This window comes from Streptomyces sp. NBC_00572, assembly GCF_026341815.1.
GTDB lineage: Bacteria > Actinomycetota > Actinomycetes > Streptomycetales > Streptomycetaceae > Streptomyces.
Genome location: NZ_JAPENX010000001.1, coordinates 5,749,207 through 5,763,979, shown reverse-complemented (window position 1 = coordinate 5,763,979; position 14,773 = coordinate 5,749,207). Strand labels below are relative to the sequence as shown.

The 14,773-nt window shown below is 73.1% G+C and carries 8 protein-coding genes; 5 read left to right on the top strand and 3 right to left on the bottom strand.

Annotation, left to right across the window (positions count from 1 at the left end; translation table 11 throughout):
- The first annotated feature begins 15 nt into the window (after positions 1-15).
- The 3 genes from OG514_RS26380 (at position 16) to OG514_RS26370 (ending at position 10,968) form a co-directional block, all read left to right on the top strand.
- On the top strand, positions 16-6,102 hold the full coding sequence (locus OG514_RS26380) for a hypothetical protein (protein ID WP_266898940.1): 6,087 nt from the start codon (positions 16-18) through the stop codon (positions 6,100-6,102).
- A gap of 85 nt (positions 6,103-6,187) precedes the next feature.
- Positions 6,188-6,484: a WXG100 family type VII secretion target gene (locus tag OG514_RS26375; protein WP_266898938.1), complete on the top strand. Its 297-nt coding sequence runs from the start codon at positions 6,188-6,190 to the stop codon at positions 6,482-6,484.
- Between the two features lie 107 nt (positions 6,485-6,591).
- On the top strand, positions 6,592-10,968 hold the full coding sequence (locus OG514_RS26370; protein WP_266898936.1) for an FtsK/SpoIIIE domain-containing protein: 4,377 nt from the start codon (positions 6,592-6,594) through the stop codon (positions 10,966-10,968).
- Between the two features lie 77 nt (positions 10,969-11,045).
- Here the strand turns inward: OG514_RS26370 and OG514_RS26365 are convergent, their stop codons facing one another.
- The 3 genes from OG514_RS26365 to OG514_RS26355 all read right to left on the bottom strand — a co-directional run bounded on the left by OG514_RS26365 (position 11,046) and on the right by OG514_RS26355 (position 12,570).
- On the bottom strand, positions 11,046-11,669 hold the full coding sequence (locus OG514_RS26365) for a hypothetical protein (protein WP_266898934.1): 624 nt from the start codon (positions 11,667-11,669) through the stop codon (positions 11,046-11,048).
- 45 nt (positions 11,670-11,714) lie between these two features.
- On the bottom strand, positions 11,715-12,014 hold the full coding sequence (locus OG514_RS26360) for a hypothetical protein (protein WP_266898932.1): 300 nt from the start codon (positions 12,012-12,014) through the stop codon (positions 11,715-11,717).
- A gap of 76 nt (positions 12,015-12,090) precedes the next feature.
- Positions 12,091-12,570 (bottom strand): hypothetical protein, encoded by a 480-nt coding sequence (locus OG514_RS26355; RefSeq protein ID WP_190104878.1) that lies wholly within the window; start codon positions 12,568-12,570, stop codon positions 12,091-12,093.
- Between the two features lie 194 nt (positions 12,571-12,764).
- Here OG514_RS26355 and OG514_RS26350 point away from each other — a divergent pair, with 194 nt between their 5' ends.
- Positions 12,765-13,670 (top strand): CHRD domain-containing protein, encoded by a 906-nt coding sequence (locus OG514_RS26350; protein WP_266898929.1) that lies wholly within the window; start codon positions 12,765-12,767, stop codon positions 13,668-13,670.
- Positions 13,671-13,755: 85 nt separating this feature from the next.
- On the top strand, positions 13,756-14,757 hold the full coding sequence (locus OG514_RS26345) for a DUF1996 domain-containing protein (protein WP_266898928.1): 1,002 nt from the start codon (positions 13,756-13,758) through the stop codon (positions 14,755-14,757).
- Positions 14,758-14,773: the final 16 nt, after the last annotated feature.

Below are 14,773 nucleotides of genomic sequence, written 5' to 3'. Positions count from 1 at the left end.
GGGAGGAGCTGGGAGATGGCGCGTCGGCACACCACGGGCTGGGAGGTTCTGGGGTTCGGAGAGGATCCCACCCCGGGAGACCCCGAGGCGATCAGGACCCTGGCCGGGACGTATCGGGAACTGGGCGACGGAGCGGGCGAGGCCGTCGACCTGCTGCGCGACGACGGGGCGATCCGCCGGGGCAAGGGCCAGGCGATGGACGCCCTGAAGACGCGTGTGGGCAAGGACCTGCCGGGGCTCCTGGAGAAGACCAGGGACTCCTTCCGTACGGCCGCGAGCGCGTACGACGAGTACGCCACCACCCTGACCGACGCCCAGTCGATGCTGGACCGGGCGATCGACCAGGGGCAGGAGGTGGCCGGGACCGCCGGTACGGAGGTGCCGGCGGTCGCTCCCGACGCGACACCGGAGCAGGCCGAGGCTCAGCGGGAGCGGCAGGGCGAGGTGGACGCGGCGAAGGAGCAGCTGTCGGCGGCCGTGGCGCTCGGCCGCGACGCCCAGCGCCTGCGGGAGGACGGGTCCCGGAAGGCCTCCGTCATCCTCGATGAGGCTGCCGAGCAGGCCATTCCGGCACGGGACTTCGTGAAGGCGTTCGGCGACTTCCTCGCGGACAACCCGCTGGTGGAGATCATCGCGGGCATCCTCGTCGCGATCGTCGCGGTGTTCCTGCCGGTCGTGGGGCTCATCCTGGGCGCGGTGCTGTTCGCGGTGTCGGTGATCCGCATGGTGTCACAAGGGAAGATCGACGCCGGCGACATCATCATCGGCCTGCTCACGCTCGTGCCCGGCGGGGTGCTGCTCGGCGGGCTCGGCAAGGTCGTCGCGGCGGCCGGGAAGCTGGCCAAGTTCGCGCCGTTCCTGGCCAAGGTGGGCAAGGGGATCGGGACGACTTCCGCGGCGGTCACGGGCGCCCTGAAGAGCTCGACGTTCGTCCGTAAGATCATCGATCCGCTGGGCAAGGGGCTTATCGGACTCAAGGCATCGCCCGCGCTGGCCCTCGGTGCCAAGTTCACGATCGACGCGGGCACCGAGTTCGCCCTGGGCTTCGTCGCGAGCGGCCTGACGGCTGTGTTCGACGGCAAGAAGTTCGACGCCGCGTCGGCGGCCAAGGGCGCTGCGCTCGGCGCGGCCACGGCCGGGGCGCTCACCGTCTTCGGCGGCACGAAGTTCGCCAACAGCATCAAGGACGCCTTCGTCACCAAAGGCAAATTCAAGAGCAACATCGGCAAGGCGTTCTCCCTGGAGAGCCTGGGTGTCGCCAACGGACAGTTCAAGCCGTCCAACGTCCTGTTCGTCGACGCCAAGGGGATGGGACAGAAGACCGGCTTCCACGGCATCAACGGCACCACCAAGTCCGACCCGTCCACGGGCGAGATCAAGACGAAGGTCACGACACCGGACGGCGCCAAGACCGAGACGAAGACCACCCCGCCCGCCCCGAAGGCCGCCGAGGCCCCTCCCGCCGACGACCTCCCCTTCGCGCCGACGGCCCCCGACGCGACGTCGACCAAGACGACGACGCCGGACGGCTTCACCTCGACGACCGTGGACGGCACGAACACCATCGAGAGCCCGGCCGGGGACACCATCACCTCGAACGGCACCACGACCACGGTGTCCACCCCGGTCGAGGGCCCGACCTTCAAGGAGAAGGCCGCAGGCGTCTTCGGCGGCGAGTTCGCGCCGTCCCCGTCGACGAAGCCCGCGCTCTCCACGGAGCTGGGCCCCGGCGGCACCTTCTCGACCTCGGGCCCCTTCGGCGGCGTCTCGAAGGACGCCGCGGGCACGACGACGTTCAGCTCGCCCGGCGACGGCGCCCCCACGCCGGAGTTCACCGTGAACAACAACACGATCACCACGCCGACCGGCGTCACCGTGACGGAGAACGGCGGCTCCACGTCGGTCGGGGGCGGCGGCGTGAACGTCGACAACCAGAACGGCGTCACCTCGGTCTTCAACAACCCGGCGGGCGGCGGCCAGCCGGTGGCGCTCCACCACCCGGCCGACGGGTCCGTCGACGTGAACTTCGGCAACACCACGATCCACGCGCCCACGGGCCCACCCGGCGGTGGCGTCACCCTCCCGGACGGGACGCAGGTCTCCGTGGCCGCCGACGGCGGAGTGAACGTCGCCAACGGCGACGGTGGCGGCCAGACCGTCACCCTGCCCCCGCAGGGCGCGGGCGGGCCGCTCACCGTCACGGACGGCAACGTCACCACCAGCATCCCCCCGGCGGGCGGCGCGACCATCACCACCCCCGGAGGCCCCGTCACCACCCTCGACCACACCGGCTTCACCGTGGACACCGGAGGTCCCCGCCCCGACATCGTCCAGTTCAACGGCCCCGGCGGCACCCTGGACGTGACCCCGCCGGGCGGTCAGCCGCAGGTGACGGTCGGTCCCGGCGGCGGTCTCGCCACGGGCGGCATCACGACCGACGGCGCCGGTGGCGGCACGGCCGCCGGCGGGGGCGGGACGATCGCCTTCTCCCCGGCCGACATCACGCTCGGGACACCGGACGGGACGTCGTTGTCGGTCACCCCGCAGGGCACCTTCGACCTGAACCCGTCCGGCGGCCAGCCGCCGCTCACGGTCGGCCCGAACGGCGACATCGCGGTGGGCGCCCCGGGCCCCGCCGGAGTCGCCTTCACCACTCCGGACGGCGGTTCGGTCGTCACCAAGCCGGGCGGCGGTCTCGACGTGACCCCGCCGGGCGGTCAGCCGCAGGTGACGGTCGGTCCCGGCGGCGGTCTCGCCACGGGCGGCATCACGACCGACGGCGCCGGTGGCGGCACGGCCGCGGGCGGCGGCGGGACGATCGCGTTCTCCCCGCTGGAGATCACGTTCAGCACACCGGACGGGACGTCGCTCTCCCTCAACCCGAACGGGAAGTTCAGCCTCGACGGCATCAGCCACGGCGCCGACGGCGTCACCATCGCCGGCTCCACCACGGTCGACCCGGACGGATCGGCGAGCATCGCGCACGGAGGCCAGGAGATCCACGTCGCCCCCGACGGCACCTTCACCGCCACCGACGCCCAGGGCAACCCGGTGGCACCGGCGGTCCCGCAGCCGGCCCCCGGCAGCGCCGTGGACGTCGGCAACACCACGATCTCCGTCGACGGGACGGGCGGCCACAGCGTCACCGTCCACGGAAGCAACGGCACCACCGTCACCATCGCCAACGGCACCACGACCGTCAGCTCCGGCCCCGTCCAGGCCAGTCACGGCCCGGCCGGCGTCACCGGCACGATCGGCGGCGGTCCGAACCCGGTGCAGCTGCACCAGGGCCCGGGCGGCGTCACGACCGTCAGCCAGGGCGGCACCACCGTCACCACGAGCGCCGGCGGACCCACCACGGCAGGCCCCCAGGGACAGCCCGCGGCGGTCACCGTCGACGGACCCACCGGCACCACCCCCGCGCAGGTCACCACCGCCGACGGCAGCACCACCAGCGTCCACGCCGACGGCACCGTCACCAAGTCGGCGCCCGCCGGGCCCGGCAGTCAGACCGTCACGGTCGGCGGCGCGGGCAGCGGCACCACGGTCACGGTCGGCACCGACGGCACGGCCGTCTCCTCAGGTCCCCTCCAGGCGGGACACGGCCCGAACGGCACCACCGGATCCGTGGGCACCCTCAACCCCGTCCACGTCGACCAGACTCCGGGCGGCGCCACCACGATCAGCCAGGGCGGCACCTCCGTCACCACGAGCGCCGACGGGCCCACCACGGTCGGGCAGCAGGGACAGCCCCCGTCCGTCACCGTCGCCCCGGCCACCGCGAACGGTCCGACCCAGGTCACCACCTCCGGCGGCAGCACCTCCACCCTCACCGGAGACGGCGCCCAGACGTCCGTCGGCGGCACCGGCACCGCGGGCGCCACCGTCCACCAGGACGGCAGCGTCACCACCCAGGCTCCGGCGGGCCCCCACACCACCGTCACCCACGGGCCGAACGGCACGACCGCGACCGACAACGGCGGCGCGTTCGGAGTGGACCACACCGGCACCGCCACCAGCGGCCCCGTCACCGTCACCGCCGGCACCGGAGCGGGCAACACCCCCGTGGCCACGCTCACCGACACCACCGCGGGCGGGGCTCAGGCCGACGTCGGGGCGAACGGCATCGACAGCCAGGGCGTCACCACCACCACGGGCCCGAACGGTGAGGCCACCTTCACCCACCAGCCGGCGGGCGGTGGCATCACCACCGTCTCCTCCGGCCCCGACGGGACGATCACCACACAGAACCCCGACGGCTCCGGCGTCCAGGTCCCGCCGCGCCCCGCCCCCGCGCCCGGCGGCATCGGCCCGGTGGCGGCACCGGCACCCACCACGGTCACCAACGGCAACGGCGCCACGCTGAGTACGGACGGCCAGACCGTCACGTACGAGTCGAACGGCGTCACGACCACCCTCGGCAACGACGGGAACGGCCCGACCACCACCACGATCCACCACGAGTCCGGCGTCGGCCACACCATCGACGGCACCGGGCAGTTGACCGTCCACAACTCGCCGAGCGACGCCGCCATCACCGCGACCCACACCCAGGTGACGGTGAACACCCCGCAGCAGGAGGGCTGGGGCCTGTTCGGCTCCCCGGAGATGACGGGCGGCCAGAACACCCTGTCCAACGGCCCGAACGGTCCCACCATCACCACGCATGGCGCCGATCCGGTGTCCGAGCCCGGCAGCACCGTCGTCCACGGACCGAACCAGGGCGGCCCCGAGGGCGAGTTCTCCGTCACGTACGGACCCGCCTCCGGCACCTTCGCCCCCGGCGGCGTCACCGGCCTCGGCCCCTCCGGCACCCACCTCGACCCCGCCACCCACACGCCGATCGACACCGCGGGCAACCCCCTCGGCAACGGCCCCGGGCAGACCTCCATCAGCACCGTGGGCGGCGACGGCAACAGCGGCATCACCGTGCCCACACCGGGCGGCGGACCCACCCTGCACCACGACGGCTTCTACGGCGGCGGCACCACCGTCGGCACCGGCACCACCACCGTCTCCAAGAGCCCGGGAGACGTGGAGAACGCCGGCACCGCGGGCCAGAAGGCGGGCGTCATCGACGGCCCCCACAACCCGCTCGACCCGGCCCCCGCACCAGGCCCCGAGACCTTCACGGTGACAGGCGCCGGAAACGGCGGCCCGAGCCTGGACGTCCCGGTCGGCGGCACGGGCGGCAGCACCGTCCACGGCGGCCCCTTCGACGTGAAGGCCACCGGCGGCGGCGCCTTCGAGGTCTCCGTCGCGGGCGGCGGCAACGGCCCGAACGACAAGGTCGCCATCGGCCCGGACGGCACCCTCGGAGGGCCGGGCGTGGCCGCACCGGCCCAGCCCGGCGGACCCCAGCAGGTCACCCTCAGCGACGGCACCACCGTCACCGGCGGGCCGGGAACCCAGCCCGTCGTCACCCCGCCCGGCGGCGCCGGCCCGACCACCACCGTCAACAACGGCACCGCCACCACGACCGACCCGGCCGGGGGCACGACCATCACCCAGAACCCCGACGGAACCGCGACCTTCACCGGCACCGCCGCGGGCGAGACCACCACGTTCACCGTCACCCCGGACGGCGTGACGGGCACCGTCACCACCACCGGCCAGAACGGCCAGCCGGCCACGTTCCACGTCGACCTCAAGAACAACGGCGCCGTCGAGGTCACCGACGCCGGCGGCACGACCCTCACCAAGCTCGACGCGGCGGGCTCGTACAACGAACAGCACACACCGATCCACGACTACCACGCCAACACCGGTGGCCCCACCTCGGTCACCAGCCTCCACGAGTACGGCTACGAGGCCCTCACCAGCATCATCAAGGGCGCCGTGGGCCAGGCCGTGAGCGTCGGGTACGAGGTCGGCGCCAAGGGTACCGACCCCCAGACCGCGCTGGAGAACGCGGGCATCAAACTCGGTTACGGCGTCGGCAATTCCCTGGCCGGAAAGAAGATCGAGAACGACTACGGATTCAAGACCAAGGGCCCCGAGGTCCCTCTCGCCTCCCTTCCCCAGAAAACCCTGGGAGGTCTCAACGCCACGCAGGACACCGAGCTGGCCAATCCGCCGGAAGAAGCCCCCATCAAGGTCTGAACCGAATTCCCGAACCCTCCGTTTAGAGGGCGCGGGACCACGCGACCCAGCTCCACACCATCCGACGGGAAACGGGAGAACACCCATGGCCGACTACATCGTCAACGACGAGAAGACCGCGTCCGCCGCACAGCAGACCATGAACGAGTACGACATCGCGGTCGCCCAGCTCAACAAGATCAAGACGGACCTGGACGCCCTCACGGCCGACGGCTACAACACGCCCTCCGCCCAGCGCGACTTCAGGCCGTTCGTCGAGGAGTACACGAGCAACTACGGCAAGGTCACCGAGGGCCTCACGGGCATCTCGGAGTACATCAAGAAGTACGGCGAGGGCATGACCCAGTTCGACAGCGACATGGGTGCCAGCCTCCGGGGCTGACCCCGCACCGGCACCGGCCGGGCCGGACCGGGCCCCCTCCCGGACCGGCCCGGCCGGCTCGCCCCACCCCCACCCCTGGTGACCACCGCGCCCAAGGAGCACCGACGATGCGCCTGACCGTCACCGCCGTCGACCCGGAACAGGGCCAGACCGCGGACATCATGATCGAGGCCGACCCCGAGTCCCCGGCGGGCGAACTCGCCGAACACCTCCACCGGCGCCTGCGCGGTGGCACCTCGGGGGAGCGGCCCGTCCTCTACCGGGGAGCCACCCGGCTCCCCGCCGACCAGCCCATGGCCGCGACCGACCTGCGCGCCGGCACCCTGCTGTCCCTCGGAGCACCCGCACCCGAGCCGGGTCCCGAACCCGACGGCGTGGTGGAACTGCGGGGCGTCGGAGGGTCCGACGCGGGAACGGTGTTCCGGCTCCCGCCCGGCGACTACGAGATCGGCTCGGCCACGACCTGCCGCATCCGGCTGAGGGCCGAAGGGCTCGCCGGGACCGCGGCCCGCCTGAAGGTCCTCGCCGACGGCACCGCGACCGTGCGGGCCGCGGAACAGGACCGCGTCACCCGCGACGGGACCGAAGTGCGCGACTGGACCGCGTGGCCCCTCGGAGACGTCCTCACCGTCGGCCCCGTCCTGCTCGAACTCACCGAACCCTCCCGTCCCGACGCCGCGCTCCAGTCCTCCGACGACGGCGTCGGCCTCGACTACAACCGGCCGCCCCGGCTCCTTCCCCCGCCGGTCGCCAACCGCTTCCAGCTCCCCGTCCCACCCGGGAAGCCCGCCCGCAACAAGCTCCAACTCACCCTGATCTTCGCCCCCCTGCTGATGGCCGCCGTCTCGGTCGCCATCTTCAACAACCCCAGGTTCCTGGTCTTCGGCCTGCTCTCCCCGGTGATCGCCATCATCTCCCAGCTCTCCAACAAGCGCCGCGGCAAGGAGAGCCACGAGGAACAGCTCAAGGAGTACGAGGAGCGGAAGGCCGCCCTGGAGGACGACGTCACCGAGGCGGTCCTCGCCGAACAGCGGGCCCGCCGACTCGCCGCCCCCGACCCGGCCGCCGCCCTGCTGATCGCCACCGGACCGCGCCAGCGCCTGTGGGAGCGCCGCTGGCGCGACGACGACTTCCTGCTGATGCGCCTGGGCGCCGCGGACCGGCCCGCCCTCGTGGAGCTCCAGGATCCCTCCGAGCCGGAACACCGCCGCAGGATCGACCGCACCACCTACGCCGTGCCCGTCACCGTCCCGCTGCGCGCGTACGGGGTCATGGGCATCGCCGGCGGCACCGCCGCCGAGCCGCTCGCACGCTGGCTGATCGCCCAGGTCGCCGTCCTGCACAGCCCCTCCGACCTGCGGATCTGCGTACTGTCCGGCAGCACGGGCGCCGACCGCTGGTCCTGGGTGCACTGGCTGCCGCACTGCGCGCCCCTCGGCGAGGACACCGTCGCCCTCGTCGGGGCGAACGCCGAGTCCGTGGGCCGGCGCATCGCCGAACTCACCGCCGTGGTCGCCGCCCGCCGGCAGGCCGGGGAACGGGCACCCCGCGGGGGCGCCGCGGGCGAACCCGACATCCTTGTCGTCCTCGACGGCGCCCGCAGACTGCGCTCTCTGCCCGGCGTCGTCCAGCTCCTGCGCGAAGGACCGGCCGTCGGCGTGTACGCGCTCTGCGTCGACGACGAGGCCCGGCTGCTGCCCGAGGAGTGCCGCGCCGTGGCCGTGGCCGGACCCGAGTGGCTGCGGGTCGAGCAGGACACCGCCGACCCCGTCGACGAGGTCCGCATGGACGCGCCGAGCCGTGCCTGGTGCGTGGGCGTGGCCCGGGCGCTCGCGCCGATCCGGGACGTCGGCGACGAGACCCAGGAGAACCTGCTACCCGCCTCCGCCCGCCTCCTCGACGTACTCGGCCTGGAACCGCCCACCCCCGACGCCGTCGCCGCGCGCTGGGTGATCTCGGGACGGGGCACGCGCGCCGTCCTCGGGGAGGGCGTCGACGGCCCGTTCGCCGTCGACCTGTCCACCGACGGCCCGCACGCGCTCATCGCGGGCACCACCGGTTCGGGCAAGTCCGAACTGCTCCAGTCCCTCGTGGCGAGCCTCGCCGTCGCCAACCGGCCGGACGAACTGAACTTCGTCCTCATCGACTACAAGGGCGGCAGCGCCTTCGCCGAATGCGAGGACCTGCCGCACACCGTCGGCATGGTCACCGACCTCGACACCCACCTCGTCGAGCGCGCCCTCGTCTCGCTCGGCGCCGAACTGAAGCGACGCGAGCACATCCTCGCCGAGGCCGGCGCCAAGGACATCGAGGACTACACGGACAAGCGCACCCGCCGCCCCGAACTCGCCCCCATGGCCCGGCTCGTCCTCGTCATCGACGAATTCGCGTCGATGGTCCGGGAGCTCCCGGACTTCGTCTCCGGCCTCGTCAACATCGCCCAGCGGGGCCGCTCGCTCGGCATCCACCTCGTCCTCGCCACCCAGCGCCCGTCCGGGGCGGTCACCGCCGACATCCGCGCCAACACCAACCTGCGGATCGCGCTGCGCACCACCGACACCAGCGAGAGCCGCGACATCATCGACGCCCCCGACTCCGGACAGCTCTCGCCCCGCACCCCCGGCCGCGCCCACGCCCGGCTCGGCCACGCGGCGCTGCTGCCCTTCCAGACCGGCAGGATCGGCGGTCGCCGCCTCGACGAGGCGACGACGGGCGAGGACCGCCCCGCCCCGGTGCTCACCGAACTCCACTGGGAGGGCCTCGGCGACCCGATGCCCCGCCCGCCGGCCCGGGAAGACGCCTTCCAGCCGGTCACCGACCTCTCGGTCCTCGTCGCGGCGGTACGGGGGGCGGCCGAGCAGCTCGCCGTCCCGCCCGCCCGCCGCCCCTGGCTCCCCCCGCTCCCCGCCGCTCTCACCCTCGCCGACCTGCCCCCGCTTCCCGAGGCGGAGCACGGGCGGCTCGCCCCCGTGGCGTACGGGATCGTGGACGTGCCCACCGAGCAGGCGCGCCGCCCCCTCACCCTCGACCTCGACCGGGCGGGACACCTGTACGTCATCGGCTCACCCCGCAGCGGCCGCTCCCAGACCCTGCGCACCCTGGCCGCCGCCCTCGCCGAGACGCACGGCAGCGCCGACGTCCACCTGTACGGCCTCGACTGCGGCAACGGCGCCCTCCAGGCCCTCACCCCGCTGCCGCACTGCGGCGCCGTGGTGGACCGGACCCAGGTCGAGCGGGTGGTGCGCCTTCTGAACCGCCTGGGCGCGGAGATCGGCCGGCGCCGTGACCTCCTCGGCCGGCAGGGCGTCGCCGACCTCACCGAACTGCGCCGCATCCTGCCCGAGGAGGAACGGCCCTCGCACATCGTGCTGTTCGTGGACCGCTTCGAGGCGTTCGAGCGCGATTTCTCCGGCTACGACCAGGGTTCCGTGATGGACGCGATGACGCTCCTGCTGCGCGAGGGAGCCGGCGCGGGCATCCACGTGGTGGCGACCGGAGACCGGATCCTCGGCCAGAACCGCTTCTCCTCCCATACCGAGGACAAGCTCGTCCTGCGGCTGAACGAGCGCTCCGACTACTCCATGGTCGGCCTCAACTCCCGCAGCGTGCCCGAGGACCTGCCCGCCGGACGCGGCGTCCTGGCCAAGGACGGCAACAGCGTCCAGACCGCGCTGATCCCCGGCTCCGACAACGGCGGCGCGGGACAGGCCCGGGCGCTCGGCACGCTCGCGGACCGGCTCCGGGAGCGGGACGGCGACGTGACCGCGGCGCGCAGGCCGTTCCGCGTGGATGTGCTCCCCGACGAGCTGGACTTCGTGGAAGCCCTCGCGCGCCGGCCGAGGGACGTCTCCCCGCTGTGGGCGATGATCGGCGTCGGCGGCGACGAACTGAGCGCGCTCGGCACGGACCTGTCTCAGGTGCCGTCCTTCGTCGTCGCCGGTCCGCCCCGGTCCGGCCGGAGCACGCTCCTGCTCACCATGGCGAAGTCGCTGACCTCGCTCGGTACGAAGATCGTGGTGATCGCTCCGCGCACCTCCCCGCTGCGCCGGCTGGCCGGACGGCCCGGCGTCGTCGAGGTCTTCACGGACGTGGACCTCGCGGTCGCCGACTTCCGCACCGCGCTCGGCAAGGTGGACACCCCCGCGGGGGCCATCCTCGTCGACGACGCCGAGATGATGATCAACTCCGAGCTGGACCACGACTTCGTCGCGCTCGCCCGCGGCAGCGCGGGGGACGGCTGGGGCCTGATCGTGGCCGGCAACAACGAGGCGCTGCTCGGCGGCATCGGCGGCTGGCAGGCCGTCGTGCGCCGCAACCGGTGTGGCGCACTCCTCGCGCCGCGCGCGATCGGCGACGGCGAGCTGGTGGGCGCCCGTCTGCCGCGCGGTCTGCTCGGCCAGGACAGCGAGCCGGGGCGGGCCCATCTCCAGCTCGGTGACGGCCGGTTCACCACCGTCCGCGTTCCCGCGACGACGGTCGACTGACCGACTGACGCCGCACACCGAAGGGCCCGGCCGTTCCGATCAGGAACGGCCGGGCCCTTCCGCGACGGCGGCGTCGGTCAGGTCGCCGTGCCCACGGTCTCCGGCTCCCCGTCGCCGAAGCAGAACGTCGACGTGATGGCGTCGAAGAGGTCGTACAGCGGCTCGGCGAGCGGGATGTTCGGACTGAAGCAGGTGATGACCAGCACGCGTCCTCCCCCGGGAACCGGCACGAAGGTGTGCGTCACCACCAGCTTGGACGAGACGCCCTCGGCGATCTCGGTCTCCTCGATGCCGCTCATCCGGCCGACCGGCCCCACCCAGGGAAGCGCATGCGTGGTGAGGGTCCGTGAGGTGCCCTCGCGGCGGCGGCCCCCGGCGGCCGAGAACTCCCTGGCGAGGCCCTTCGCGGAGAAGTCCGCGCCGGCCGGCGGGGTCAGGCTGAAGACCATCAGCCCGGCCATCAGCAGGCCGTCCTCGTACATGGTCGTGGTGCCCGCCGCGTAGACGGCCCCGCGCCTGCGGGCGCCGTCCATGATCCGCCGCGCGCTCCGGAACGCCCCGTTGATGGCGTCCCTGGTCTCCTTCTGCGGGGCGTGCCGCAGCATTTCGGCGCGGCGCTCGGCGAGCGTGTCGCCGTGGAGGTCGTACTCCGTCCAGTTCTCCGGGATGCCGATCCCGAAGCTGTGCGAACCAGTGGTCATGGGACCGTGCTCCTCAAACTCGTCGTGTCTGGTTCCGCCGGCGGGTCACCGGCGGGGACGGCCGCCGTCGCCGTCGCCCTTCAGGGAGTCGCCCATCTGGCGGTCGAAGTCGTCGAAGGCCTTCACGATGGCCTCGCAGGCGTTCGTCAGGTCCTTGGTGTTCCGCTTGACCTGCGTGCGCCCGTCGTTCCACTCGTCGTCGAAGTTGCCGCCGGAGCGCGCCAGCGGCGGTCCGACGTCCTCGGCGGTGAACCCGGACGGCTTGGTGTCGATGAGTTCCACCACCCGCCGCAGAAGTCCGCCGAGGCGTTCGACCTCGTCTCCCGGCATGTCGATCTCGGCCAAGGCTCCCCCTGGGGGTGTTTCGTGGTGGGTGTCGTCCGGGACGAAGGCCCCGGGGCCGGCGCGGGCCGGTGCCCGCTCACGGGGCGGTGCGGACGAGCCTGCCGTCGGGCGAGACGGCGAACCACTCTCCGTCCAGCCCCTGGCCGTTGACGTCCCCGGCGGCTGCGTCGCCGACGTAGTAGTAGAGCGGCCAGTCCCCGTACGCGACGTGCACGGCGCCGCCCGGCTGCCTCTCCCCGCGCAGCAGGTCCGCCTCGACGCCCCGTCCCGCAGTGGCGGGGGAGGAGCCGGTCAGCGCGGGCCACACGGCGATGCACTCCGTGCCGCAGCTGCCGGAGGTGTCCTTGTCCTTGGTGAAGGCGTACAGGGTGCGGCCCTGGCCGTCGACCAGGATGGAGCCGAGGCCGGAGTCCGCCACCGTGACGGTCGCCCCGCGGACGGGCTTCCCCGCTGCCTTCCGTCCCCCGTCGCCGTTCGGGCCGCCGTCGCTCCCGCCGCCGCAGGCGGCGAGCGCCAGCGCCAGCGGTACGGCGAGCAGAGCCTTGGATGCGCGCATGGTGATGTCCTCTCTCGTACGTGCGGAAAGCGAGGAGTGGTGTTCCCCGCGGCCCACACGTCCCGGGAGCCGTCAGGGTTCAGTGCGCTCGCGAGCCGTGCCCGTGCCGGGCGGAGGGGGGACGGGATTGAACCCGCGGGGCGGCGCGTGCGTGCTCGACGCGAAGGGATCCCACTTCTGGAAGGACGACAGACATGCGCAGGCTCACCGCGGCGGTCGTGGCCGTGATCGTATGTGCCGGCCTCGCCGGTACGACCCCGGCGACGGCCGACGACGGTCCTGGGGGCTCCCCGGGCGGCGGGACGGCCGTGTCGCTGGTGGCCCGTCTCAGCGGCGACCAGCAGGTGCCGGGGAAGGACGGGAGGGCCGCGGGCGACCGGGACGGCAAGGCCATCGCGCTCGTCAAGGTCAAGGGCGACCGTGTCACCTTCGCCCTCTCCTGGAACGGCGTCGACAGGCCGGCCCGGGCTCACCTCCACCAGGGCGCCGTCGGGTCGGACGGCGCCGTCGTGGCCGACCTGTTCGCCACACCGATGCCGACCTCGGTGTATTCCGCCGCCGGACAGACCTCGCTGTCCTCCGCGGCACTCGCCGAACGCCTCCGCCGCGACCCGGACGGCTTCTACGTCGACCTGCACACCGACGCCTTCCCCGGCGGAGCCGTACGCGGCCAGCTCCGGCCGTTCGCGAAGCCGGTGAACCCGCTCGGCATCATTCACGGCGGCAGGATGCGCGCCCTCGCGGACGGCGGACAGGAGATCCCGGCCGGTGACCCGAAGAAGGCCGGCGACCCCGACGGGCACGGCACCACGTTTCTGCACCCGCGGACGGACCGCGTCGACTACTCCCTGGCCTGGGTGAACACCGGACCGCCGCTGTCCGGGCGGATCCACGAAGGAGGCCTGGGCGAGAACGGGGACGTTCGGCTGCCGCTGTTCCTCTCTCCCGTGCCGAAGAACGTCTTCGCGATCTCCGGCGCTGTCAGCACCCCGGACGCCCCGATGATCACCCGCCTCAAGGAGGATCCGACCGGCTTCTACGTCAACCTGACCACCCGGGAGTTCCCGGACGGAGCCGTCCGGGGGCAGTTGTTCCGCTGATGCTCGCCGGAGGGTCTGAAGATGGTTCCGGCCAGCTGAGACGGGCGATCTTGCCCACCCACGCCACTGGTGGAACTCTGCTTCCGTGCCGATCATTCTTCCCTCCCCCGGTTCCCGCTTGTTCTGGATCGCTCTGCCCGTGACGCTCGGGCTGACCCTGCTCCTTGGCATCGCGACGTTCGGCGCCGACGGCGCCGCCCGGGCGGCCGGTGTACCCGCCGACGACCAGTACGTGGACATCGCGACGGTGGCGACGACGCGCGCGCCCGCCCGGGGACCCGACGCCAGCACCGGCACCTTCACCATCGACTGCGGCCGCAACGAACAGGGCCACCGCAACGCGGACAACTTCGTCATCTCCCCGGGCATCGTGAACGGCGCGCACCACACGCACGACTACGTCGGCAACCTCTCCACCGAGGCCCTCTCCACCGACCGGAGCCTGGACGCCGCCGGCACCACCTGCGCGGGCGGCGACCGGTCCACGTACTACTGGCCCGTGCTGCGCCGCCTCGACCGCACGGGCGCCGACGCCCACACGGCCGGCGGCGGCGCGCACGGCAACAGCGGCGAGATCCTCATGGCGTCCTCGGTGCGGGTGGAGTTCCGGGGCAACGCGACCGGCGCGGTCGTCGGCATGCCCCGCTTCCTGCGGCTGGTGACGGGCGACCCGGTCGCGGCCACCACCCCGAGCGCCGACATCCGCGCCCAATGGGGCTGCTTCGGCTACCCGGACCGCTTCACCACCAAGTACGCGCGCTGCCCGCGGGGCAGCCGCCCCACCCGCACCCTGGACTTCCCCAGCTGCTGGAACGGCCTCGCCACCGACAGCCCCGGCCACCGCACCCATGTGCAGTTCCCCGCTGCCGACGGCACCTGCCCCCGGGCCACGTTCCCCGTGCCGCAACTGCGGATCACCCTCGCGTACGACCTCCCCGACGGCACGCCGTTCGCCGTGGACTCCTTCCCGGAGCAGCTCCGGAACCCCGTCACCGATCACGCCATGTTCGTGAACCTGATGACCCGGGACCGCATGGCGGAGCTCGTGCGCTGCGTCAACGAGGGCCGCGAGTGCCGGGCCCGGTGACGGGATCCGGCCGACT